At 60.9% G+C, this 20759-nt stretch carries 32 protein-coding genes; 16 read left to right on the plus strand and 16 right to left on the minus strand.

The annotated features are described in order from the left end of the window. The first annotated feature begins 177 nt into the window (after window positions 1–177). The 8 genes from VN004_RS21110 (at window position 178) to VN004_RS21145 (ending at window position 10955) form a co-directional block, all read left to right on the plus strand. The gene (locus tag VN004_RS21110; protein ID WP_325614145.1) at window positions 178–2397 is read left to right on the plus strand and encodes a hypothetical protein; all 2220 of its coding nucleotides are present in this window, start codon (window positions 178–180) and stop codon (window positions 2395–2397) included. Window positions 2398–2423: 26 nt separating this feature from the next. After that, window positions 2424–3041: a hypothetical protein gene (locus VN004_RS21115; RefSeq protein ID WP_325614146.1), complete on the plus strand. Its 618-nt coding sequence runs from the start codon at window positions 2424–2426 to the stop codon at window positions 3039–3041. After that, window positions 3041–3718 (plus strand): hypothetical protein, encoded by a 678-nt coding sequence (locus VN004_RS21120; protein ID WP_325614147.1) that lies wholly within the window; start codon window positions 3041–3043, stop codon window positions 3716–3718. The genes VN004_RS21115 and VN004_RS21120 overlap by 1 nt, the downstream gene beginning before the upstream one ends. Next, a complete protein-coding gene (locus VN004_RS21125; RefSeq protein WP_325614148.1) occupies window positions 3715–4176 on the plus strand; it encodes a GCN5 family acetyltransferase in 462 nt (153 codons plus the stop codon). Before VN004_RS21120 ends, VN004_RS21125 begins: the two co-directional genes overlap by 4 nt. 3 nt (window positions 4177–4179) lie before the next feature. Then, a complete protein-coding gene (locus VN004_RS21130) occupies window positions 4180–7224 on the plus strand; it encodes a phage tail protein (RefSeq protein ID WP_325614149.1) in 3045 nt (1014 codons plus the stop codon). Window positions 7225–7230: 6 nt separating this feature from the next. Next, window positions 7231–9378, plus strand: coding sequence for a DUF2793 domain-containing protein (locus tag VN004_RS21135; protein WP_325614150.1), 2148 nt, complete (start codon window positions 7231–7233; stop codon window positions 9376–9378). Between the two features lie 75 nt (window positions 9379–9453). Next, window positions 9454–10428, plus strand: a complete 975-nt coding sequence (locus VN004_RS21140; protein WP_325614151.1) for a hypothetical protein — start codon at window positions 9454–9456, stop codon at window positions 10426–10428. Then, complete coding sequence (locus VN004_RS21145; protein WP_325614152.1) at window positions 10428–10955, plus strand: hypothetical protein; 528 nt, start codon at window positions 10428–10430, stop codon at window positions 10953–10955. Before VN004_RS21140 ends, VN004_RS21145 begins: the two co-directional genes overlap by 1 nt. A 786-nt stretch (window positions 10956–11741) precedes the next feature. Here the strand turns inward: VN004_RS21145 and VN004_RS21150 are convergent. After that, window positions 11742–12377 carry a pseudaminic acid biosynthesis-associated methylase gene (locus VN004_RS21150; RefSeq protein ID WP_325614153.1) on the minus strand — a complete coding sequence of 212 codons (636 nt, stop codon included), beginning with the start codon at window positions 12375–12377 and terminating at the stop codon, window positions 11742–11744. A 316-nt stretch (window positions 12378–12693) separates the two neighbouring features. Here VN004_RS21150 and VN004_RS21155 point away from each other — a divergent pair, with 316 nt between their 5' ends. From VN004_RS21155 to VN004_RS21180, 6 genes are all read left to right on the plus strand, one after another. Further along, window positions 12694–13104: a hypothetical protein gene (locus tag VN004_RS21155; protein ID WP_325614154.1), complete on the plus strand. Its 411-nt coding sequence runs from the start codon at window positions 12694–12696 to the stop codon at window positions 13102–13104. Next, the gene (locus VN004_RS21160; RefSeq protein WP_325614155.1) at window positions 13101–13475 is read left to right on the plus strand and encodes a hypothetical protein; all 375 of its coding nucleotides are present in this window, start codon (window positions 13101–13103) and stop codon (window positions 13473–13475) included. The genes VN004_RS21155 and VN004_RS21160 overlap by 4 nt, the downstream gene beginning before the upstream one ends. 26 nt (window positions 13476–13501) lie before the next feature. Then, on the plus strand, window positions 13502–14341 hold the full coding sequence (locus VN004_RS21165; protein ID WP_325614156.1) for a peptidoglycan-binding protein: 840 nt from the start codon (window positions 13502–13504) through the stop codon (window positions 14339–14341). Then, on the plus strand, window positions 14305–14856 hold the full coding sequence (locus tag VN004_RS21170; RefSeq protein ID WP_325614157.1) for an alpha/beta hydrolase: 552 nt from the start codon (window positions 14305–14307) through the stop codon (window positions 14854–14856). The genes VN004_RS21165 and VN004_RS21170 overlap by 37 nt, the downstream gene beginning before the upstream one ends. 128 nt (window positions 14857–14984) lie before the next feature. Beyond that, window positions 14985–15500: a hypothetical protein gene (locus VN004_RS21175; protein WP_325614158.1), complete on the plus strand. Its 516-nt coding sequence runs from the start codon at window positions 14985–14987 to the stop codon at window positions 15498–15500. Then, window positions 15497–15697, plus strand: coding sequence for a hypothetical protein (locus tag VN004_RS21180; RefSeq protein WP_325614159.1), 201 nt, complete (start codon window positions 15497–15499; stop codon window positions 15695–15697). Before VN004_RS21175 ends, VN004_RS21180 begins: the two co-directional genes overlap by 4 nt. Here the strand turns inward: VN004_RS21180 and VN004_RS21185 are convergent. Next, window positions 15685–15924, minus strand: a complete 240-nt coding sequence (locus tag VN004_RS21185; RefSeq protein ID WP_325614160.1) for a hypothetical protein — start codon at window positions 15922–15924, stop codon at window positions 15685–15687. The genes VN004_RS21180 and VN004_RS21185 overlap by 13 nt on opposite strands. A gap of 56 nt (window positions 15925–15980) precedes the next feature. Here VN004_RS21185 and VN004_RS21190 point away from each other — a divergent pair, with 56 nt between their 5' ends. Together VN004_RS21190 and VN004_RS21195 are read left to right on the plus strand one after the other, a co-directional pair. Then, window positions 15981–16184 (plus strand): hypothetical protein, encoded by a 204-nt coding sequence (locus tag VN004_RS21190; protein WP_325614161.1) that lies wholly within the window; start codon window positions 15981–15983, stop codon window positions 16182–16184. Between the two features lie 137 nt (window positions 16185–16321). Further along, the gene (locus VN004_RS21195) at window positions 16322–16603 is read left to right on the plus strand and encodes a hypothetical protein (RefSeq protein WP_325614162.1); all 282 of its coding nucleotides are present in this window, start codon (window positions 16322–16324) and stop codon (window positions 16601–16603) included. Window positions 16604–16669: 66 nt separating this feature from the next. Here the strand turns inward: VN004_RS21195 and VN004_RS21200 are convergent, their stop codons facing one another. The 14 genes from VN004_RS21200 to VN004_RS21265 form a co-directional block, all read right to left on the minus strand. Further along, window positions 16670–17089, minus strand: a complete 420-nt coding sequence (locus VN004_RS21200; RefSeq protein WP_325614163.1) for a hypothetical protein — start codon at window positions 17087–17089, stop codon at window positions 16670–16672. Next, a complete protein-coding gene (locus VN004_RS21205; RefSeq protein ID WP_325614164.1) occupies window positions 17076–17312 on the minus strand; it encodes a hypothetical protein in 237 nt (78 codons plus the stop codon). The genes VN004_RS21200 and VN004_RS21205 overlap by 14 nt, the downstream gene beginning before the upstream one ends. Window positions 17313–17325: 13 nt before the next feature. Then, window positions 17326–17496 (minus strand): hypothetical protein, encoded by a 171-nt coding sequence (locus VN004_RS21210; protein ID WP_325614165.1) that lies wholly within the window; start codon window positions 17494–17496, stop codon window positions 17326–17328. After that, complete coding sequence (locus tag VN004_RS21215; RefSeq protein ID WP_325614166.1) at window positions 17493–17717, minus strand: hypothetical protein; 225 nt, start codon at window positions 17715–17717, stop codon at window positions 17493–17495. The genes VN004_RS21210 and VN004_RS21215 overlap by 4 nt, the downstream gene beginning before the upstream one ends. A gap of 199 nt (window positions 17718–17916) precedes the next feature. Beyond that, window positions 17917–18213 carry a hypothetical protein gene (locus VN004_RS21220; protein ID WP_325614167.1) on the minus strand — a complete coding sequence of 99 codons (297 nt, stop codon included), beginning with the start codon at window positions 18211–18213 and terminating at the stop codon, window positions 17917–17919. Window positions 18214–18380: 167 nt separating this feature from the next. Continuing rightward, window positions 18381–18569, minus strand: coding sequence for a hypothetical protein (locus VN004_RS21225; protein ID WP_325614168.1), 189 nt, complete (start codon window positions 18567–18569; stop codon window positions 18381–18383). Beyond that, complete coding sequence (locus VN004_RS21230; protein ID WP_325614169.1) at window positions 18569–18775, minus strand: hypothetical protein; 207 nt, start codon at window positions 18773–18775, stop codon at window positions 18569–18571. The genes VN004_RS21225 and VN004_RS21230 overlap by 1 nt, the downstream gene beginning before the upstream one ends. Further along, a complete protein-coding gene (locus VN004_RS21235) occupies window positions 18772–18978 on the minus strand; it encodes a hypothetical protein (protein WP_325614170.1) in 207 nt (68 codons plus the stop codon). The genes VN004_RS21230 and VN004_RS21235 overlap by 4 nt, the downstream gene beginning before the upstream one ends. Window positions 18979–19002: 24 nt before the next feature. Further along, on the minus strand, window positions 19003–19278 hold the full coding sequence (locus VN004_RS21240; RefSeq protein ID WP_325614171.1) for a hypothetical protein: 276 nt from the start codon (window positions 19276–19278) through the stop codon (window positions 19003–19005). A 31-nt stretch (window positions 19279–19309) separates the two neighbouring features. After that, window positions 19310–19513, minus strand: coding sequence for a hypothetical protein (locus tag VN004_RS21245; RefSeq protein WP_325614172.1), 204 nt, complete (start codon window positions 19511–19513; stop codon window positions 19310–19312). A gap of 53 nt (window positions 19514–19566) precedes the next feature. After that, window positions 19567–19779: a hypothetical protein gene (locus VN004_RS21250; RefSeq protein WP_325614173.1), complete on the minus strand. Its 213-nt coding sequence runs from the start codon at window positions 19777–19779 to the stop codon at window positions 19567–19569. After that, window positions 19776–19979, minus strand: a complete 204-nt coding sequence (locus tag VN004_RS21255; RefSeq protein ID WP_325614174.1) for a hypothetical protein — start codon at window positions 19977–19979, stop codon at window positions 19776–19778. Before VN004_RS21255 ends, VN004_RS21250 begins: the two co-directional genes overlap by 4 nt. Continuing rightward, on the minus strand, window positions 19976–20179 hold the full coding sequence (locus tag VN004_RS21260; protein ID WP_325614175.1) for a hypothetical protein: 204 nt from the start codon (window positions 20177–20179) through the stop codon (window positions 19976–19978). Before VN004_RS21260 ends, VN004_RS21255 begins: the two co-directional genes overlap by 4 nt. Continuing rightward, window positions 20176–20529, minus strand: coding sequence for a hypothetical protein (locus VN004_RS21265; protein ID WP_325614176.1), 354 nt, complete (start codon window positions 20527–20529; stop codon window positions 20176–20178). The genes VN004_RS21260 and VN004_RS21265 overlap by 4 nt, the downstream gene beginning before the upstream one ends. Window positions 20530–20759: the final 230 nt, after the last annotated feature.

A 20759-nucleotide genomic window follows, 5' to 3' on the forward strand; every position in this document is an offset into this window, starting at 1 on the left:
CGAGGATCAGTTTCTGGACTCCTCGCTTTCCTACATCCGCAACGCACAGGCCGGCCGCGACGAGATGTTGCGAGCCATTTTCGGCGGCGGCGACAAGCCAGCCGATCCGAAAGCGCCATCCGTTGCGTCCCGTCCCATGTCCCCCGCCCTGTTTGACGCCCTGTTCGGAGCCAAGAAATGACGATCGCCGAACTTGGGTTCAAAATCGACAGCGGCCCGGCCGCTGCCGCATCGCGCGAACTCGACAAACTCCGCGCGTCCGCAAAGGGCGTGGAGGATCAATACAAGAAGGTCGAACGCGCCGCCGCGATGGGCGGGCAGAGCCAACGCGGCTATTCGCAGGCCCTGCAGCAAGCTTATGGCATCCAGGAAAAGCTCACCGCGTCGCAGGTCAAGGCGATCCGCGCACTTGAGACCCAGATCGCCAAGACCGAATTGCTGAACGCCGGGCAGAAGCGCGAGGCCGCGCAACTCGTCGCGCTGCGTCAGGCCGGCACCACGGCAAACACCGCCTATGGCCGCACCGTCGCGGGCCTCGCCGGTCAGCTTTATGATCTTGAGCAGGCGCAGAACAAGACGGATCGGTCTGCCGGGAATCTCGCGAACACGCTGACCAAGAGGTTCATTACTGGATTCCTCGTCCTCCAACTGAAGGAAGCGGCGCGCGCCGTTCTCAATCTCAACACCGAACTCGCCAAGGTCGGAGACACCGCGCAGCGCACCGGCATCAACTCGGGGAATTTGCAGGGCTTCCAATTCGCCGCGCAGGTGAAGGGGAATAACCCGGCCGAATTCCTCGACACGATGCTCAAATTCAACCGAGAGGTCGGGGAGGCGCAGCGCGGTCTTGGTTCGCTGGCCACGCTTTTCCGCGCCAATGGTTTGGCGGCCAAGGACACCGAGGACGCATTCCTTAAGGTCGCTGATCTGGTTCGGAATTCCAGAACCGAGGCGGACAAGTTCTCGATCCTCCAGCAAGCCGGGCTCCCCGCCACGCGGGAAATGGTCAAGCTGATGGAGCAGGGCGCGGATGCGATCCGGCGACAGGCCGCTGAGGCGAGCAAGATCCCGGATGCCGAAATCGAACTGGCGCGCAGGCGAGATGAGCAATTCGCGGCGCTCGTGGCGCGTCTGGAGAAGTACGGCAAGCAGGCCGCACTCGCATTCTTCGACCCGGAGGTTTGGAAGCAGGCCGCGGTTGCTGCGCTTCCGATGGGGCTCGGCCGACTGTGGCAGGGTGCGGCAGGCTTGGCGCCATCGCTCCCGGCATTTGGGGGGACTCCGCCGGCGCAAGAGCGGATCCACGACCGCAATCTCGGGGCCCTCCCGCCTCTCCCGGCCACCGCCAGCGGGCAGAACAAGCCGACCGTAGACCCCGAGGTCATCCAGCGCCTCAACGCGCTTGAACAACAGCGGACCACCCTTCTGGGCCAGACCGCTACCGTTGGTGATCAGGTCCGCGCCGTCGAAATCCAGATCGCTCAGGCCCGGATGCAGGGCGTCAACATCACAAAGGCGGAGGCCGAAAACCTGACCCGCCTTGCCCGTGAACGCGCGCTCGGAATCGACCAGATCAAGGCGCAGGCCGACGCGTACCGGATCGAAGCTGAGACGATCGGCATGTCCACGGGACAGGCCGTCGCCTATCGCGCCGAACAGGAGCGCATCAACGAGGCCAAGCGCAACGGCGTCCCGCTGACGCACGAGAATATCGAGGCGATCCGGCGTGAAGCCGAGGCAATGGGTCAAGCCGCCCAACGCGCAGAGGATTTGCGCTTTGCCCATGACACGATGCGCGGCGTGTTCATGGACTTCGGTCGCGCGATCCGCAACGGAGCCAGTGCATGGGAGGCGTTCCGAGAGGCCGGAGCGAATGCGCTGAACAAGATCGCCGACAAGCTGATGCAGATGGCCGCTGATAATCTGTGGGCCGCAGCGTTCGGCGGGGCGGGCGGCGGTGGCGGCCTTGGCATATTCGGGTCGCTTTTCGGCGCTTCGGGCGGCGCGCCAGCCATTGGCGTGGTGGGGGCTGCCGGTGGCATGGCAGTGCCGACGTTCTTTGCGTCCGGTGGCTACACAGGACCAGGTGGGAAATACGAGCCGGCCGGCGTCGTTCACCGCGACGAATTTGTGCTGCGACAGGAAGCGGTAAAGCGCATCGGCGTCCCGCGCCTCAACGCCATGAATCGTGGCTATGCAGAAGGCGGGCTGGTCGGTTCGATGCGCCCGGCGAGCAACGACAACAGCATGTCGATCTCCATTCCGGTCTCAATCTCTGGCGGAGATATCGACGCCGAGAAAACCGCGAAGATGATCAAGGCCGCACTGCGCAGTCCCGAGATGGATGCGCGGATCACGGATTCGGTGCGGAAGGCGAAGCAGAGGCGCGCGCTTTGACCATCACATATCCCCGCACCGATATCATGGCCTATTGCGGCTACCAGCCAGACGCCGTGCCGTTGCGCCTGCAATCGAGGCAGGAAATCTCCCGCACCGCCAGCGGCGTCACGATCGGCAAAGACCTTGGCCCGGCGATCTGGATGGGGGAATTCGTCACTCAGCCTCTCGCGCTCGACGACATGGTCGATTTCGAGGCCATCCTGAACTCGCTCGATGGCGTGGTCCGGCAATTCGAAGCGGGGGATCTCCGTCGACCATACCCGAAGGCGCACCCGACCGGATCGTTCAATGAAACCGCCTATCTCTCCGCGGTGCAGGCCGGCGGGGGGGCGATAAAGATAAACGGAACAGACATCGGCTTCACCGTCTCGCGTGGTGACTATCTCGCGTTCGATTATCCGGACGGCAGGCGCGCCCTGCATCAAGCCATGGAGACCGTGACGTCGGTATCGGGCGGCGAGACTTCATATTTCGAAGTGCGGCCGCGCCTCATCATGCCATCTGTCGCGTTGTCACCGTCCATCACGGTTCGGTTCAAGAACCCCACCGGCCTCTTCTGTCTCGTCCCCGGCTCGGTTCAGTCACAGATGACCGGCGGCGAGCACGGCGTCGTGCGGTTTCAGGCCGTGCAGTCGTTCTGATGCGTCAGCGTCCCCCCCAAATCATCGCCGCGCTCGAAGCCCGCTCGCTCGTCGCCCGCGATTTCCTCTGGATCATCGCGCGTGATCGGGAAAGCGGCGCGGCCGTACCGGATGGCTACTGGTCGGGGATTGGCACGACGGTTGCGGATGTCGTCGATCCGGAGACTGGCAATGTGGTGTCCCGCTCATTCGACGGAGCGGCGGGACTGATCGAGATATCGGCGATCAAGCGCGTTTCGAATGTCAGTGTCCAGAACTTCACGGTGACGCTGTCGCAGGTCGCCGATCGCGTGAATGAGCTTGTTCGCACCTATGACTGCAAGCTGGCCAAGGTGCAGGTTTTCCGTGCGCTGTATGACCCGGAAACCGGCGAAATGATTGAGCAGGCGGAGTGCCGGGCCTTCGGGTTCATCGACGATATCAAGATCACGACGCCTCCAGAGGGCGAAGAGGGATCGGTTGTTCTGACCTGCACCACGCACACGCAGGAAATGACCCGGGCGAACTCCGACACCCGTTCGGATGAATCGCAGAAGGTCCGCAGCGAGACTGATGCGTTCTTTGCCGACACCGCTGTTGTCGGTGATTGGGAAATGTTCTGGGGCAAGACCAATGGGAAGATCGTGACGCAGCAATGGACGATGCGCGAGATCGTCAGCAAGGCATTCGGCCAGTGATCCGTCACGCAACGCCTGCCGACCGCGACGCTGTTGTCGCGATGATGCCGCGTGCCAATCTGTCGGCGGGCTTTGGCCCGGAAGGGATCATGCCGCTCGATCCGTCGCCGGCGCGGCTCGTGCTGCTGTTCGATCAGCATCTCGCGCATAGCGATGCGTGCCTGATCGTTTATGCGCCGAATGAGACGCCCGAAGGGTTTCTGATGGCGGCGCTGTTCGCTCACCCGTTCGATCCGCGGCACCGGATTGCAAAGGACACCGCCTGGTGGATTGAGGAAGGATGCCGCGGTCGTCTGTCGATCGTGAACGGGATGCTCGATGCCTATGAGGGCTGGGCGCGCTCGCGCTCATGCACCTATTCGGGGATGGCCGGGATGGGAAAAGACCCGAAGGTTGGGCGCATCTATGAGCGGCGCGGCTATGTCGCGGCCGAAACGCACTTTCTGAAGAAGCTCTGATCGATGCCGCTTTTTACTGCCGTCGGCGCTGCAATCTTCGGCGCTGGCACATTCCTCGCGGGTGCGACAGCGTTCGGTCTGCAGGTCGCAGCCGGCGTCGGCATGAACCTGCTTGCCCAGCAGATATCGGGCGTCTCGTCAGACAGGCCGTCGTCCGGGCCCGGATTTTCGGTTCAGGGCACGCTTGGTTCAGGCGCGGATCACCCGCGGTCTTTCGTGATGGGATGGCGGGCGACGGCGGGCTCGCTCGTTTACGCGAATACGTGGGGCAATTTCGGCAGCGCACCGAATGCGTTTTTGTCCCAAGTTATAGCCCTGAGCGATATGCCGGTTCGTCCCGCGGACGAGGGGCTTGTCGGCCTGTGGGTTAACGGCGAGTTCTGCACAATCGATTGGGATAGCGCCCTTCCAAATCTCGGATGCCCAGTCAAAGAGTATTTTGGGAAAAGCATAGAAGAAACGGACGGCACGCGCGATCATCTGTGGGTCAAGTTCTATGACGGCACACAGACGGAAGCGGATTCGTTTCTGACCGGAACGGTATCGTCGGCGGAGCGTCCATACGGAAGCGAGCGTGTCGGAACGGGCGTCGCTTATGCGGTTGTCACCGCACTACTCAACGATCATCTGTTTTCCAGCGCGCCGAAGTTCAAGTTCGAACTGTCGGGCATCCCGCTCTATGACCCGTCGAAGGATACGTCAGTCGGCGGTGACGGCGATCAACGCTGGGATGACCCCGAAACGTGGGGCGGTGACGGCGATCATCTGCCGGCGGTGCAGATCTACAACCTTCTGCGCGGGGTCCATTACAAAGGGGAATGGCTGTATGGCCTGCAAGGCGTCACCGCGGCACGGCTCCCGGCCGCCCACTGGATCACGCAGATCGAGAAATGCCGTGAGGCAGTGAGCAAGCCTGGCGGTGGCACCGAGCCACGCTATCGGTCCAGCATCGAGATATTCGTCAACAATGATCTGGCTTCTGCAATCGAAACCCTTCTGACGGCATGTCAGGGCAAGCTCACGGAATCCGGTGGCGTCTACAAACTCTATTGCGGCGCGCCGGATGAAGCGGTGATGTCGTTCACCGACGACGATATCATTTCGACCGAAGAGCAGACCTTCACGCCGTTTTTCGGTCTTTCGGACACCGTCACCGGGCTGACCGCGACCTATCCCTCGCCAGAAGAGGGATGGAACAGCAAGCCGGCGAAGCCGATCTATCGGGCGGAGTATGAGACGAAGGCGGGAGGCCGGCGACTCCTTGCCGATGTCTCGCTCGATGCCGTGCCTTATGACCGGCAGGTCCAGCAGCTCATGCGCGAGGCGTTGCAGGAGGCGCAGCGCGCCCGGCGGCACACGCACACGCTGCCGCCGCGGTTTTGGCCTATCGAGCCGGGCGACATTCTGGAGTGGACATCGGTTCGCAACGGCTACTCCGGGAAGAAATTCCGGGTCGACGGCGTCGTCGATCAGCCGAACCTTGATGTCCTGGTCGACCTCACGGAAGTCGACCCGGCTGACTATGACTGGAACACTGGCAGTCACTATGTTGCGCCGGTTATCGGCCCGACCGGGATTGTCCGCCCCGCCGCGCAGGCCATAGCGGAGTTTGATGCCCAGCCGTATATCGTGCGCGATGGCCTCGGCCTTCCGCGCAGAGCAACCATCATCTGCACTTGGGACCCGCAGACCGACGACGTCACCGGGCTGTTCTATGAGGTCCGGCTCGCTGCCAATCATGATCAGATATTTCGCGGCCGGTTCAATGCCCCCGGTGCTGCCAGCGGCATCGTCCCGCAAGACCTTTTGCCGAACACCGCCTATCAGGCGCGGGGCCGCTTTATCCCCGGTTCACCGCGACCGACCGACTGGTCGGAATGGGTCAATGTCACGACGCCCGATGCGTCGTTCAGCCTCGATGATTTCAATGCCGCTGTTCGCCACGAGGTCAACACCAAGATTGCGCAGATCAGGGCCGAGATCGATGCGTCTAATCAGCTTCTCGCAACGCTGATCGCAGATCAGGATGCGGGCAACCAGGAAGACAAGGCGCGAGTCCTCCACGAGATCATCCGCGCCCGCGGAAATCTTCGGGCGGCATGGACCAAGGATATCTCGGTTGCGGTTGGTCCCAATAGCGCGCTCGCTCAGGCTGTCGAGCAGGTCTCGGCCGCGGTTGGCAACGTCGAAGCGAACCTGAAGGTCCGCTTCATTGCAGGTGTCGCGCCAGAGGGTGCGCTGGCGCAATACGATGCGGTAGCCACGGCCGAGAGTGCGATGGCCGGCCTGTCCATCGTCGCGTTCGATGACGGAATGGGCGGGGCCTACGGTCAGGTTCGCATCATCGGCGATCGGTTTTATGTGACGGGCACGGGGGCCGGTGCTGTCCCGGTCTTCATCGTCGATACCGAACCGGAGACCCCGAAAATCTATCTGAACGGCGACATCATCGCGCCGGGCTCGATCACGGCCGCGATGATCAGCGCCGGCGCGATCGAGGCAATCCTTGCCCAATTTGACATCGCCAACATTACCGACCTGACCGCCGCGAACATCAACTCGAACTACGCGATCTATAACTTCGTTGCGCGCAATGTAGCGGCTTTCAATTACACCGGGACCTATGTGCAGCCGCCCGGTGGCGGTTCGGCAGTTAGTCATGTCACGCCGGATTTAATCGACAAGACCTTCGTTGCTGATGCGCGCACGAACGGAATTGTGATGCTGATCGGGGTGAACGCCGCCGGCCTTGGAGGAATCGGCAGCCAGACTGTCATCAATGCGTGGCTTGTGGTGACGCAGAATGGCGTCCCGATATTCGACAACTACGTTGCATCCAGTTCTTCATCTGCGGCCCCTGCTATTGGAGCAACGATTCAACAATATCTTGATGTCGCACCTGGATCGACGATCCGGGTGCGGCTCTACTATCGCCTCAACCGGGCAGTTCCGGGCAACTCTACGCCCAATAACATCGTTCACACCTTCAGCTTCACATCACCGGCCGGCGGCACGTCGCTTGTATTGCTGGCCCCGAACGGAACCTAGATTCGCATGGCCTACGGCGATCTATACAACATCGGCACCGCGTCGCTCGACGACACCGATCTCGACATCGTTCATATCGATGGCGCGTTGCTGCTGACGAATGCGGTGCGTGACGACACTTTCGAATACGCCGGACGCCGCGTCCGGATCGAGGAGGTGATCGACGACCAGAAGATCCGGCTGCGGTACGATTGGCCCGACACGCCGTTCGAAGACGTATCCGATGGCGACTGGTTCATTCTGCAGGACTCGCCGCACCGCAACCCTGCCATTGCGATGGCGCGCACGCTGCGCGATCAGCTCGACAGGCTTCGCATCTTCGATGTCTCGAAACCGATCTTTGGTGTTGTCGAATTCGGCGTGAATACGCCTCCGGAGGACTATGCGGCCGGTGACATGCTGGTCGTGGGTTCGTCACCTTCGGGCGTGTTCAACGGTCAGACCAATGCGGTGGCGCGCTTCACCGAAGAGGGTGGCTGGTTCTTTTCAGCGCCCGAGTATGGCTGGCATATCATCTCGCAGGCCGATCCGAACGGGTCGAACCTCGTTCGGTCATGGGATGGCAGCGCGTGGGTTTTGTCGTCCGGTCTCGCCGCAGGCATCGAATTCGCGGGCGAATGGGATAGCGGCGAAACCTACACCAACGGCAAGGTCGTCAGGCACAACTTCAAGCTCTGGATCGCGACGCAGGAAAGCACGAACGAAGAGCCAGGTGCATCCGAATACTGGATCGAATACGTCATCCCCGGCGAGCATGGCGGCGTTCCGATCGCGCTGGAGTTCGACGCCGATACAACGAGCGCCGAACCATCCGCTGGCGGCGTGAAGATCAACCACGCAACGCCGGGATCGGCGACTGTCCTGCGCATTTCCAAGACGGATATTTACGGCGGAAACCGGTCAGCAGAGATTGCGTGGATCGGCACATCCAACACATCGAACCAGAAAGGCCGCATCAGACTCCAGAAGGTCGGCGCGATCGAGGATTTCCGTGCCATCGTCATGACGGTGACGGAGCAGACGAACAGTTATGATCTCACGATCTCGTCACCGTCCGCACCGAACGGATTCTTCGACGATGAAGACACCGTTTTGTTCTATTTCGACTGGCGCGGCGATGTGGGAGCGACCGGCGCAACGGGGCCTGGCTATCGCGGTACGTCGGTAACAAGCCTTTCGGTCGGCGCCACAACCCCGATCAGTTTCACCGCGACGACCGGTCTGGCTTATACCATCGGCTCGCGGTATCGCCTGAGTAAATCCGACGACGCCGAAACTTATCTGGAAGGCGTCTGCACGGCCTATAATTCGTCGACCGGCGCCTTTACCGGAACGGTCGAAATCTTCAAGGGCTCCGGCACTGTCAATAGCTGGGTGCTCAATCTGATCGGCCAGCCCGGCCGTGGCTATGCTGCAACCTCCTCGACCCCGCTTTCGATCGGGACTGGCACCAAGAACCTCACCACGCAGGCGAACCTTGCCTATGCCGCCGGTGCGCGCGTTCGGCTTTCTGCTGTCGGTGATGTGGCGTGGATGGAAGGTCTTGTGTCGTCATACAACCAGACGACTGGAGCGATGGTCGTCATCGCCGACAAGATCAACAATTCCGGGACCTTCTCAAACTGGATCATCAATCTCGCCGGAGAGCCTGGCGCGGCCGGCCTCAATGGCGCGGACGGCGCTTCGGCCCTGACCCGTGTACGTGTGGTCGATGTCGGCGCAGGCGATCCCGCCACCGACTATCAGGCAGGTGAGGTCATTGACGGGGTAACGCTGCAGACCGGCGACATCATCCTTCGCGCGACACCGGGGGGCGATCCCGCTGATGGTGCTTATGTCGCGCCGTCGTCCGGCGCAGCATCGCGGCATGGTGGGCTGGAGGCTTACAGCGATCATGCCGCCGCCGAATTCAACGTCATGGAAGGCGACGTCTATGCATCGACGAAATGGCGATGCACGTCGCCGAAGTCAGGCACCCTCGATACCGACGATCTGACCTTCGAACAGGTTCTGTCGATGGATGGGTCCAACAACCTGTCCGAGCTGACTGACGTAAGTGCAGCACGGGATACGCTCGAACTCGGCGACCTCGCAACCATGAACCAAAGCGAACTGCCTGATGCAGTCGCGATGGCGATCGTGTTCGGCTCCTAAAACCTCAGAGGCACATCGATGGCTTTCAGATCAACCGCCGTCGCGGTCGCGACGAGCGATACTGATGTTTTTGAGATGCCGGCAACGCTGCAGGGCGCGGTTGTGCTCGGTATCGGCAACGTGAACGGGTCGGCGCGAACCGTCACGTTCAAGTTCTACAACGCCAATGATGACGAGACGACGACGATCGTCTCTGGATATTCGATCGCTGCCAACACGGTCGTGAAGTGGCCGTTCCCGATCCTGATGGCGGCAGGCGACAAGATCATCATGTCGGCCTCTCAGTCTAGTTCTATTGTGGCCCACGCCTCGATCACGGACTCGGCAGCCGCGCCAGTTGCGACCGGGTTCAACCCCCGCGGCAACTGGGACAACGCGACGACCTACAACACGAACGATCTCGTCTGGGTCGACGACGCGATCTCGACCGGGCGTGGCGCAGCTTACATCGCCAAGCCGAACGGGTCCGCGAACCTCAATAAGAACCCGACGACTGAAACCGCGTTCTGGATGCGCTATGCCGGGGATGGCCCCGAGGGTGATCTGTCCGCCGCGGATATTGGCGTCACTGTGCAGGCATATGACGCTGACACAGCAAAAACCGACGTGGCGCAGACTTGGACTGCGAAGCAAACGCTTGCGGCGCTCGGTTTGAAGCTGCAAGCCGCGCTGGAAAAGGTCACGATTACGGCCGATAACCCGGCTTCCGGCGACAACAATTTCGACGTTCTGACGCAAGCAATCCAATATTACACGACCGCGAACGATACAAACTGGACGCTGAATGTTCGCGGCGACGGATCGAATTCCCTTGACAGCCTCATGGCCACCGGCGAGGCGATTACCATCGCGCTAATCGTCACGAACACCGGCACCGCCTATTATCAGAGCGGCTTCAAGATCGACGGCAACTCAGTCACGCCGCAATGGCTTGGAGCGGCGGCGCCGTCTGCCGGCACCGTCAACAAGCGCGACACTTATACGTTCACCATCATCAAAACCGGCAGCGCAACGTTTATCGTGCAGGCATCGTTCGCAGGAGGCAATTAATGGCGGCGATTGTTGATCTTATCGACGACAGCATTGTCGAGCCCTTCGTTTCTCTGCCGCATCGCATGATCTTGCCGGACGGCGGCACCACGATTTTTGTCGAAATCGGACAGGCGGAGCCGGCGCACTCGCCACGATACAAGGCGGTTGCGACGCAAGAGGTGGTCCCGGCGCCTGACTATCCGTACATCGAAACCGATGTTGCGCGTGAATTTGCTGACGGGAAAGTCGTTGTTACCCGAACATTCGCGCCGGATCAGGCGGCCTATCAACAGGCGATCGAGGACCACATTCTGCAAGTCGCAGCGCAGCGCGGCTATTCGAGCGCGGTTTCGCTTGCGAGCTACGTCACGAGCGTTATTCCGCTTTGGCAGGCAGAGGCGCAGACGTTCGTCGCCTGGCGCGATTCGGTTTGGATTTACGCGCTCTCGGAACTCGTCAAGGTGCAGAACGGACAGCGCGAGATTCCGACGCTGGCGGCGCTTATCGCCGAATTGCCCGTCATCACATGGCCGGAGGTTGAATGATGTTCGACGCGCTTCCGCCTAAACTCTGGACCCCTCCGAAACCCGCTATCATTCGTGCGGCGTCGCTGGACGATATCAATCGCGCAATGCCGTTGTTGGGTACGTTCGGCGCGGCGAGCGTGCGGGGGTTCAGGAGCTTAGGCGCATCGGTTGCGCGGCGAAGTTACATCGGCAGAACGGTAGACACCAGCAACCAGACAACCTACTCGTTTACGTCGGTCTATATCGGGACGGCTGCAGCCGATCGTATCAACGTCGTTTGTGTGGGGTCTGCTGCTGCCGCGGGCCGGAGCATGTCGGCCGCGGCCATAGCGGGGGGCTCAGCCAGTATCATCAAGGATGCAACGAACGCCGGCATAAACACGAGCATCATTGCCGCTGCCGTCCCAACCGGAACGACTGCAACGATATCAGTCACGTATTCTGCCGGGTGCTCGGGGTGCTTTATAGATGTCTACGCGATGTATGGGGCGAGCATCACGCCAACGGCTACTGCGTCCACGACCGCGACTCCGCCGTCTGCGAGTTTGAATATAGACGCGCGTGGGGTTGCTTTTGGTTGCAGCGGGAATAACGCGAACAACGACTGTACGTGGACCGGTCTCGCTGAGGATGCAGACGCGGTGTACGATTCACCCTTCCGCGGGACATCGGCATCAGCCGAATTTGCAACGGCTCAAACCGGCCTGACCATCACCGCAGATTGGGCGACGGAATCGTTCCCCTGTATGGTGCTGGCGTCGTTCCCGCCGGCTTAGGACAGCGGCGGAGGCTTAATAATGGCGACTATGCGGGCGCGCCAGCCCGTTTCTCCATCAGGAACCACGTCGTGTCGTCCCAAGGAAATACCGGGTCTTTGTGGTAGAAGAACCCGTAATCGACCATCTTGAGGTCGGGGAAGCGGTGCATCATCTCGCCCGCCCAATCGCGCTTGTAGAGCCGGTCCTTGTGTCCCCGGTACATCAGGAAGGTCGGCTGCGGATTGTAATACTCGGCGACCAGCACATACCGGCTGCTCGCGTCGCGCATCAGCTTGTAGACCTTATCGAGGCAGTCCGGGTTGATGTGGATGAGAACCCCTGCGGTGAAAACGAGGTCGTAAGTGCGCGGAGCCTCAAAGCTCAGGATCGACTTGTGGTGGACGGTAAGTCCCTCGATCTTGTTCAGTTCTCCAACGGCCTTCGCGTTGATCTCGACGCAACTGATATCGGCGGCCGGCAATAGGGTGCGAAGCGCCTTGATGTTCATGCCGATGTTGGGGCCGAGCTCCAGAACGGATGTGATCCCGCTGGCCCTTTTAAGCATCTGAGCGAAGGCCGCGACCGCGCAGGAGTGGAAGAGGGGCGTGTTGTTTCGATCGGCGTAGTTGTCGCCGAAAGAGCCAGCCCAGAATTCCTCTTGTGGTGTCTGAAAGTTGCTCATGTTCTCTTCAGGATTACGACCCGAACAAATTGAAGGGCGATACCGACCAGCAAGGCCGGGATGAACACCGGCCAGACCAGAGCGACTGTAACGGCATCACGCTGATGCCGGCGAGCATCGAAGGGGCCAAGCATCACAGTTGCGTGCGTCTTCCAGCGGAATAGCAGGACGGCCGCGAAAGCCAGTGCCGCGCCGCCTCCGTAGATAGCCAAGATTGAAAGTGCTGTCGTCCCCATGGGTGGCGGTGCTTTTAGCAAGCCTTCCCATGTGCGGGCAAGGCCAGCCCGTAACTGATTGTCATCACTAGGAAAATATCATGCTCCGAGCAATCCTGCTCGCGTGCGCTCTGGCGTGCGTGGGCTCTCCTGCCTTTGCCCTTGGCTTGTACGTGCGAGGCGTGCCGGGACCGCTGCTTGCCAAGGTGCAAGAGCTGAAAGCCGCGTGCGGGGCCAAGGTGGTTTCCGCAAATCGGCCCGGCGCTCGAACGCCATCGGGGCATGTCTCAAATCATGCCATCGGGCGTGCGGTCGATCTGAGCGGCAATCCTGATTGCATGTATGCGCGGCTGCGCAACTGGCCGGGCGGCGTGTCAACCGACTATTGGACCGCTCCGGGCGGCCCGCACATTCACCTGTCCTACAATCCCGGCGGGATGGAATGGGGGCTCCGCTTCGCACATCGCGGCGGCTCCTATTCGGCCCGCAAGAAACGGCGGTGGCGCAGATGACCGCGCGCGCAAAGGACGGCCTAGCTGTCGCGGTCGGGGCCTTGATCGGGGTAGCGGCCTTCATCGTCCTGTTCGTCGCGGCGGCGTTTGCCCACCAGGCCCATACCGGATGGGTCTACGATTCCGAATGCTGCTTCGGCGATCACAACACGGGTGACTGCCAGCAGATCGATAGCCGCACCGTCGAGATCACGTCGCAGGGCTATCGCATCACCTTGAAGCCCGGCGATCACCGCAAGGTCACGAAGCCTCACGTCTTCATCGTTCCGCAGTCCGCCGCCCGGAAGTCAATGGACGGCGACTATCACCTGTGCCTGTGGCCATCGGAAGACGACATGCGGTGCTTCTACGCGCCGCCGCCGGCCACCTGATCATCTGACACTCAAGGACTTCGGCAATGGACGTTCGCTCCATACAGGAAGCATTGCGCGCGGCTGGCTTCGATCCGGGGCTGATTGATGGCATCGCAGGCAAGCGAACCAAGGGCGCCATCGAGGCATTCCAGCGCGCGCGCGGTTTGCGTGTCGATGGCATCGCGGGGCCGGAAACGCTCGGCGCGCTGTTCCCGAAAAGCGCTGTGCCATCGCTGATGGAGCCGGTGGAAGGGTCTCTCCTGACCACGGCGCGCCTCAAGCGCATGTGGCCGCGCGGCAAGGCCGAATGGATGTCGGGTATTGTCGCATCGGCGGGCACCGTTCTGCCGCTGCACGGCATCACCACCAAGGCGCGCCTCTGTCACTTCATGGCGCAGGTCAGCCACGAATGCGGTGGCGGCACCATCGCTGAGGAGAACCTGTATTACAGCGCCGCCCGCATGACGCAGGTGTGGCCGTCGCGTTTCCCGACCGTCGCGTCCGCGGCGCCCTATGCGCAGAACGGCCGCGCCCTCGCAAACAAGGTCTACAACGGCCGCATGGGCAATCGTTCGGGCACGGACGATGGCTGGAATTACCGGGGCAGGGGCCTCATTCAGATCACCGGGCGCGACGGCTATGCGCAGGTCGGCAAGATCGCGGGCCTTGATCTCGTAGGCAATCCATCGCTCGCCAATGATCCGGGCAATCTCCTGCTTGTCGCCGCATCCTTCTGGACGTGGAAGGGCCTGAACAAGCGCGCTGATGCCGGACTGAACGACGCCGCGCTGGTCGCCTGCACCAAGATCATCAATGGCGGAACGAACGGTCTTTCCGATCGGCGTTCGTGGTTCGCGAAGTGGAAGCGGGAGCTTGGGCTATGACCCAGATCAACGTCCAGTTCGTCTATGGCGCCGGCAATGACATGCTGTTCGGCGGCGGCCTGCGGGATCTTCAATCCGCTGTAAAGGCAAAGTTCGGCACCAAAGTCTATTCCCCCCGCATCATCGACTACACCGAATATGAAACGCTCCTGCGTCTTCTGCGACAGTGGAACGATCCGACTATTCTTGTCGGTCATTCTTGTGGCTGCAATGCTGTCACTCACGCCGCTGTTGCTCTGTCTATGGAGCGCGTCCCGTATCTGCTGGCTATTGCGCCATCGATCTATTGCCCCGTCGCGGCCCTTCCGCCGAATGTGGGCCGCGCAACGCAGGCGACGAGCAATCCGTTCGATTTCTTCAATCCTTTCGGCCGGACGCTTCTCCGCACGAGTTCGGTGAACAACAAGACCAAGCTGGATGTCATCAACACCGGCCTGCCGCACCTGACCGCGCCGTACCACGCGGCGGTGAAAAAGCGACTCCTCGAGGAAATCGATGTCGCGCTGACTGCTTAGTGCGACCGCTCGCGGGTGCGCGCCAATGGCCCGCAAGCTACCAGCCGGGAGAGTCTGTGAAGGGCCCCCGGCTGGGCTCAATTCCGCGCTGGACGGCATCCAGCAATTCACGAAACAACAGGTGATTCATGAGCGGCTTTGAACAGATGCTGCGCATCGTTCTCTACAATGCGTTGGGCGCGTGGCTCGGCTACAGTGTTGCGGATGGCGCGATGGCGCAGGCCGCAATCGCGGGCGTGTGCGCCATCATCACGTTCGGATGGTGGGTCTACCGCAACTGGAAGGGCAAGGCTCCGATCCCGCCGGTTGCGCCGGTCCTCGCTTTCGTCATCATCGCGCCGATGCTGCTCGGCGGCTGCACCACCATTCAGGATGGGCTTGCCAAGGCCATGGCCTTCATCGGTCAGGTCCGCACCACGCTGGTCGAGGTCCGCGAAGGCATCCGCGTCGGCTGTAACGCCATCGGCCTCGCCGAACAGGAGGCGGCAACGGTGAACGCAACCTGCGTTCAGAAGGTGTCGAAACTCCGTGCCGGCGTCGAAGCGATCTGCAAGAACCAGGCGCTGCTCACGGATGATGTGGTCGGGAATTACTTCTCGACCGTCGCCAATGCGGTGAAGCAGGCGCAGGTCTCCTGCAAGTGACGACGTGGCTTCAGGCCATCATCGCCTTCTTTGCGTTCATCCGCGAGTTGCTTGCGTTCAAGCGATCCGCGGATGACCGGCAGGCCGGAGCCGATGCGGCTATCAACGCAGGCCGCAAAGAGGAAGACGACGCGCTCGCGCGCACGCAGGCCGCGATCGATGAAGCGGACAAGAAACCATTCGACTATAGGGATTGAGCGTCGAACAACAATGGCTTGTTACGCTCGTGCTCTTCGACTTTTCGCCTCGCGAGCGCCCAAAGACAATTTGGCTCGTGGTCAAACATTCTGTTTGAGCTGGAGGAGGTGACAGCCTCCCAGCCGCCGCAGAAGAAGCACGACAAGCTGCCGTCAATTTCGCTCGCGTTGGAAGGATCAAGCGCGGCAAGCAGGCGGACAATTTCCTGATCGGTGCGGACGGGCATCGTGAAACGCCTCCCTGCTCGGAACAGCAACCACTCTAGCACAAAAAGGACGCGCCATGCCAATGACCTGCATCGGCTTCGCGCTGGGCATCGCCTACATGACCTGCACGCTTCCGAAGGAAGCCCCGACCGGCAAGGCTCCGTTCTGCAACGTCATCCGTCAGGCCGGTGGCGTCCTGAAGCCCTCCCGCAAGGATACGCCGGAATCGGCCCGCTACATGAACCGCATCGCCGCCGCATACAAAGCCGACTGCAAGTAAGGCGTCAAACGTGGGGCAGCCTGTGCGCCAACACAAGCCGCCCCTGATCAAACAACAGACGGATGAGGTCTGCCGAATGACCGCAGGTACGATAGGGCCAAGACTGCAAACGAACCGTTTATGCGGGGTGCGGTGAAATGGCGGAGGGGAATGGGAATAGCAATAGCAATCACTGGACGCTCGACAGGCGCGTCCCCCTCGCTGTCGTCCTCACGATCGTCGGTCAGACCGTCGCGTTCATCGTCTGGGGCACAACCCTGACCAACCGGGTGACCGCACTTGAAGAGACCGCCCGGCTCGACGCCCCGCGCCGTGACCAGTTCATCGAATTGCGTGTCGAGTTCCGGCAGGTCCAGGAGAACATCGCAGAGATCAAGCGGCTGATACAGACGCGGCCGCCGGCGCCTGCCGCTCAATAGCGTTCCTCCCGCGTCGCGTTCAACCTAGCCCGGCCACCGTCATGGTGCGCCGGGCTTTTTTGTTTTTCAATCGAGAACCCAAAACGGATTCTGGCACTTCTCGCCATCGCAGTTGCAATGGTCGGAATAGCAATGGATGTATCCGTCCGGCTCGTTGCAGCAGATTTCTACCAGTTGGTCAGTGGTCCGGCTGTCCACAAACTCCTTCAACGCGACGCCGCTTTTTGTCAGCCACCCGAACCGGGGCGACGTGCCGTATTCGATCTGGTCATTGTTGGCGAGGATGTTGAGCATCAGCCATGCGACCTGGGGGCCTAGACCGCTTTCCAAGACCCTATAGTCGTAGCTGCGCGGGGTTTCTCTCGACTGCCCTATGAGAGACATAAAGCCCTTCAGCGCGGCGAGTGTATGCGGCTCGCCCGTGCCGTAGCCCATGCCGAAGGTCTCGCCTTCCCAATCCCTGAAATAGTCTTCAATCGACTTCATTTGGTCGTCCCGCCATCCCCAAAAACGCTTCCTTGAACTTCTCCTGCGCCACGTCCAGCGTTTCCTCTATCCCGCATAGATTGGTGCCGTACACAGACCAGCGCCAGCCCTTACCGGTTGATCCGAAATTCCCCCGATAGCATCGCCCGACCTTCTCCCCATTGAACAGGAACTCATAGTCTGCCGGGTTCTCGAATCCGGTTGCTTTGCGGGTGAAGGTCATCGGGTGTCATCAATCAACGCCGTTTCGGCACGTTCCGCGCATAGTCGATCCCGGCGAGAAACGCTTCCATGATGACCCATCCGTAGAACATCGGAGCGTCATGGTTCCAGGAGTCGGCGCGCTTGATCAATTCGGCTCGAACCTTCTCGCCGGCCACCAATTCCTCTATCGGTCGCTCGCTCATTCCCCCTCCTGTGTCGTCTGTCCTGCGGTCTGGTCATTATCGCGCTTGGCGTCTACGCTCCACCGATCAAGCAGGCCGGTCACTTCGGCGCGGACCTTCTCAGCCGCCGCCAATTCCTCCGGTGTGCATTCGGCCAAGATCTCTTCGTCAGACATTCCGAGGATGTCTTCGACCATTGCGTCGGCAAGGTTGAGAAGCGGGTCGTTCTTGCGTTGCGTCATCGTTATCGCTTTCTCTGCCCGCGCAGGATTTCGACCATCATGCGGTCTCGCTTCCGGCGCTCGTGACGGGCCTCCAATTCTCTCCGCATTGATGGCGGCATTCGTAGTAGCGTCCACGCGAACTGTAGCAGGCCGGCAACGAGCGGGATCAAGCCGAGCAGCGCTAGACCCCTCAGAAAATCGGTCATGTTGCTATCTCCTATGTCTGCTCATTATCTCGGTTTGCTTTCTCGCAATGCCGCAGTCCGGGAACGGCAGCACAGACCGCAGGATCGTCCTGACAGGTCTCGCAGGCTGGCTGGTCATTATTGAGAGCTTCCAGCTTGCCGGCCACGAACGTCTCTATCTCAGAGACCGTTAGCTCGACTTCAGCGATCTCATGCTCGCCGAGACCGAATTTGGCGAGCCGCGCTCGGTCGAGGTCGAAGCTATGCCCGCGTCGAATCGCTGCCTTGCGTCCGGCTAAGATGATCTCTGCGGCTTCTCGTTTAGTCATCGGTATCGAACCTTCGCCATTGTGCTGACTCCTCAGTCCCGCCCGATTAGCGCCAAAACCGGCCGGCTTGCCGGACGATCCAGATGTGGAATGCGGCGTAAACAACCGCGCCGCCGGCAGCGAATGCCGGTATCAGCCACCACGCGCTCATGCTGCTTCCTTTGTAGTCATTCTCGCTGCTCCGATTTCAATGCGGCTTTGGCAAGCGGGCCATACGGGTCTTTGGCCAATTCCAGCTTGCGGGCCGATACCATCTGGCCGTCCGGGTGTCGGCGAAACAGCCATCCGTGGAATCGGCCGCCGGGGTTGCAGCAAACGGCTGTTCCGTCCGGCAGTTCGAAAAGCTCTTGCGGCATCACTGTCTCCATCGCTCGTGGATCAATTCGTCAAGGACGGCCTGCCGCAGTTCGCGCGGGCTCATGCCAAGGGCTCGCGTTGTGCGCTCGGCACCGGTTTCGTCCTTGTAGACGATGTGGGCGCGCTGGCTCGTTTTGTCCCAGCTTGCGCCTACGATGACCGCGCGGCGCTTGCCGAAGATGATCGGGGTCGTGAGTGTCGTCATTTTGGTTTGTCCGATTTCAATGCGTCGCGCGGCATCTCGAAGAACGGAGTCTCGCCGACTTTGTAGGAAACCGGAATGCCCGCGCCGACACACCCGTATGTGTGACCCGTAAACTCGAACACTCGCTCGCCCTTACGGACGGTGCCGGATAGCCAACCGCATTCCTGCGGGGTTACGTCGCGCGTGACTGTGAATTGCCTCATGGTCGTTCCGTCCTATGTCCCGATCTAAACGGCGGTTCTACCGAAAGCTTCTCGCGTTGATCGCCGATGCCGCGCCGCAATGTGCTTCGCTCTGCCGTCGATCATTTCCAGGCACTCTGGACCGTCCTGCACAGACGGTCCGCCGTCGTGCCATGTCAGAACCGTGATGAGCGCGTTCGGGCGTTCCTTCATGAACTCTCGCAGAGTTGCAGCGATGGTACGGGCGGCAAACGGCCCCTTCTGCACCGGCACCTTTCCCGGTTCGCGAAGGATCAGCCATGTGTCCAGTTCTGCGGTCATTTGGTTTGCTCGACCTTAACGGCGGTTCGGCCTAGTCGCCCCAATAGCTTATGTCGCTATTTGCGCATTCTTCCGGCCCATCCTCGCGCTGTTCCGGGTTCTCCCAATAGGAAGGCGCAACGTCGTCCGCATATTCTTCAATGGACTCGCCGTCGTCGAACGTCTTACCAGTGCGCGCGATCATGTGGGCCTTGAAGCGGGAACAGAACTCGTCCTTGCTGATGGTTGGTGTCATGTCTCTCTCGTTAATGGGTTTGTGGAAGATCCGTTTAGGTGTGCTCTGTGCTGTCACCGGCCGTATCGCGTCGGGCAGTTGTTGTTCATGCAGCAGTAGCCATAGGCTTGGCCGTAATCGAACTTCATGCCGCACTGGCCGCATTGGATGCCCTTCTTGCGGGTGGGTGGCGTGATCGGCGGCGCGAAGTCGTAGTCCGGGTCGCGTTCGACGGTTGGCGTGTTCAATTGTTTGAACAGGGCGTTCGGTGGGTTCACGGCTGTCATCGTCCCGCCTCCATGTCGCGCGGGGGATCGTGACGCCAATGCGTCGGCGTGTAGTAGACGTACATTGATCTATCGGGCGTCCACCAAAGCCGCCCCTTTCGGATCAAGGTTTGCTCGTTTCGAGACCCGTGCTCGTCGTCGATTTTGGTCATGACGATTTCGCCTTCGGGCGCGAGGTGGATCGGTTGCCACTCACTCATCGTCCATTCTCCGTGCTGGGAGGGGAGGCGTAGATGGGCAACTCATCGAGGAAGTATTGCTTCCCGCTTGCCTCTGCGTCGCAAAGGTCGCGGTCTTCTTGCGCTCTCTGCACGTCGGAATAGGCGCGCATCACGCCAGAGCCCGACTTATCCAGGTACTGCCACCACAGCACCCAAACTCGATCGATCTGCTCACTCATCGTCCCGCCTCCAGCTTTTCGAGGGAGCGAGGGGCGGAGGAGTCGCGGGCTTTCAGCGCCGCGATGCAGAGGGCGAGAGGCCAGGAACGCGCCGCCACGCGAGTCGTTGGCGATTGATGCGAGACAACCCAATCCTTGCCGCCCATGTCGGGCGCGGTGTTGCGGTACAGGTGAAGCCCGCGTGGCAATCCATGCTCAAAGAGCTTTAGTGCTGCGTCGATAGATTCGGTGTATCTCGGCGCAGTCAGGACGCTCCAATAGCCATCGGGCGCAACGTGGTTGGCTATATCAAGTTCGAGATAGGCATCCGGCCCCGTCGCCCGTTCCAATCTCTCGATAAGGTCTTTCATCGCCCGCCCTCCAGCCGTTCCAGATCGCGCTTCATGAATCCCCGCTCTATCTCCTGATCCTTCGGAGACTTGTGGGGGTATTGCTGATGGGAGATGCGGAGGAGGGCGGCCTGGTCTGAGTGAGACAAACCGGTGGGTTTTCCGCCTATTTCGTGGGTCGATTGTGAGACAATTTCTGGCGTAAGTGTTTGAAGATTGGGACTTGCTTCAGTCCCTCCACTCCTGCCAGC

Origin of the sequence: Pseudorhodoplanes sp. (assembly GCF_035565855.1) — a bacterium.
Lineage (GTDB): Bacteria > Pseudomonadota > Alphaproteobacteria > Rhizobiales > Xanthobacteraceae > Pseudorhodoplanes.

Excerpts from the sequence above, each read along its gene's own strand:
- VN004_RS21110 (WP_325614145.1), top strand. The coding sequence starts at position 178 with ATGACGATCGCCGAACTTGGGTTCAAAATCGACAGCGGCCCGGCCGCT.
- VN004_RS21115 (WP_325614146.1), top strand. The coding sequence starts at position 2,424 with ATGGCCTATTGCGGCTACCAGCCAGACGCCGTGCCGTTGCGCCTGCAA.
- VN004_RS21120 (WP_325614147.1), top strand. The coding sequence starts at position 3,041 with ATGCGTCAGCGTCCCCCCCAAATCATCGCCGCGCTCGAAGCCCGCTCG.
- VN004_RS21130 (WP_325614149.1), top strand. The coding sequence starts at position 4,180 with ATGCCGCTTTTTACTGCCGTCGGCGCTGCAATCTTCGGCGCTGGCACA.
- VN004_RS21135 (WP_325614150.1), top strand. The coding sequence starts at position 7,231 with ATGGCCTACGGCGATCTATACAACATCGGCACCGCGTCGCTCGACGAC.
- VN004_RS21140 (WP_325614151.1), top strand. The coding sequence starts at position 9,454 with ATGCCGGCAACGCTGCAGGGCGCGGTTGTGCTCGGTATCGGCAACGTG.
- VN004_RS21145 (WP_325614152.1), top strand. The coding sequence starts at position 10,428 with ATGGCGGCGATTGTTGATCTTATCGACGACAGCATTGTCGAGCCCTTC.
- VN004_RS21150 (WP_325614153.1), bottom strand. The coding sequence starts at position 12,377 with ATGAGCAACTTTCAGACACCACAAGAGGAATTCTGGGCTGGCTCTTTC.
- VN004_RS21155 (WP_325614154.1), top strand. The coding sequence starts at position 12,694 with ATGCTCCGAGCAATCCTGCTCGCGTGCGCTCTGGCGTGCGTGGGCTCT.
- VN004_RS21160 (WP_325614155.1), top strand. The coding sequence starts at position 13,101 with ATGACCGCGCGCGCAAAGGACGGCCTAGCTGTCGCGGTCGGGGCCTTG.
- VN004_RS21165 (WP_325614156.1), top strand. The coding sequence starts at position 13,502 with ATGGACGTTCGCTCCATACAGGAAGCATTGCGCGCGGCTGGCTTCGAT.
- VN004_RS21175 (WP_325614158.1), top strand. The coding sequence starts at position 14,985 with ATGAGCGGCTTTGAACAGATGCTGCGCATCGTTCTCTACAATGCGTTG.
- VN004_RS21185 (WP_325614160.1), bottom strand. The coding sequence starts at position 15,924 with ATGCCCGTCCGCACCGATCAGGAAATTGTCCGCCTGCTTGCCGCGCTT.
- VN004_RS21190 (WP_325614161.1), top strand. The coding sequence starts at position 15,981 with ATGCCAATGACCTGCATCGGCTTCGCGCTGGGCATCGCCTACATGACC.
- VN004_RS21195 (WP_325614162.1), top strand. The coding sequence starts at position 16,322 with ATGGCGGAGGGGAATGGGAATAGCAATAGCAATCACTGGACGCTCGAC.
- VN004_RS21200 (WP_325614163.1), bottom strand. The coding sequence starts at position 17,089 with ATGAAGTCGATTGAAGACTATTTCAGGGATTGGGAAGGCGAGACCTTC.
- VN004_RS21205 (WP_325614164.1), bottom strand. The coding sequence starts at position 17,312 with ATGACCTTCACCCGCAAAGCAACCGGATTCGAGAACCCGGCAGACTAT.
- VN004_RS21210 (WP_325614165.1), bottom strand. The coding sequence starts at position 17,496 with ATGAGCGAGCGACCGATAGAGGAATTGGTGGCCGGCGAGAAGGTTCGA.
- VN004_RS21215 (WP_325614166.1), bottom strand. The coding sequence starts at position 17,717 with ATGACGCAACGCAAGAACGACCCGCTTCTCAACCTTGCCGACGCAATG.
- VN004_RS21220 (WP_325614167.1), bottom strand. The coding sequence starts at position 18,213 with ATGACTAAACGAGAAGCCGCAGAGATCATCTTAGCCGGACGCAAGGCA.
- VN004_RS21225 (WP_325614168.1), bottom strand. The coding sequence starts at position 18,569 with ATGCCGCAAGAGCTTTTCGAACTGCCGGACGGAACAGCCGTTTGCTGC.
- VN004_RS21230 (WP_325614169.1), bottom strand. The coding sequence starts at position 18,775 with ATGACGACACTCACGACCCCGATCATCTTCGGCAAGCGCCGCGCGGTC.
- VN004_RS21235 (WP_325614170.1), bottom strand. The coding sequence starts at position 18,978 with ATGAGGCAATTCACAGTCACGCGCGACGTAACCCCGCAGGAATGCGGT.
- VN004_RS21240 (WP_325614171.1), bottom strand. The coding sequence starts at position 19,278 with ATGACCGCAGAACTGGACACATGGCTGATCCTTCGCGAACCGGGAAAG.
- VN004_RS21245 (WP_325614172.1), bottom strand. The coding sequence starts at position 19,513 with ATGACACCAACCATCAGCAAGGACGAGTTCTGTTCCCGCTTCAAGGCC.
- VN004_RS21250 (WP_325614173.1), bottom strand. The coding sequence starts at position 19,779 with ATGACAGCCGTGAACCCACCGAACGCCCTGTTCAAACAATTGAACACG.
- VN004_RS21255 (WP_325614174.1), bottom strand. The coding sequence starts at position 19,979 with ATGAGTGAGTGGCAACCGATCCACCTCGCGCCCGAAGGCGAAATCGTC.
- VN004_RS21260 (WP_325614175.1), bottom strand. The coding sequence starts at position 20,179 with ATGAGTGAGCAGATCGATCGAGTTTGGGTGCTGTGGTGGCAGTACCTG.
- VN004_RS21265 (WP_325614176.1), bottom strand. The coding sequence starts at position 20,529 with ATGAAAGACCTTATCGAGAGATTGGAACGGGCGACGGGGCCGGATGCC.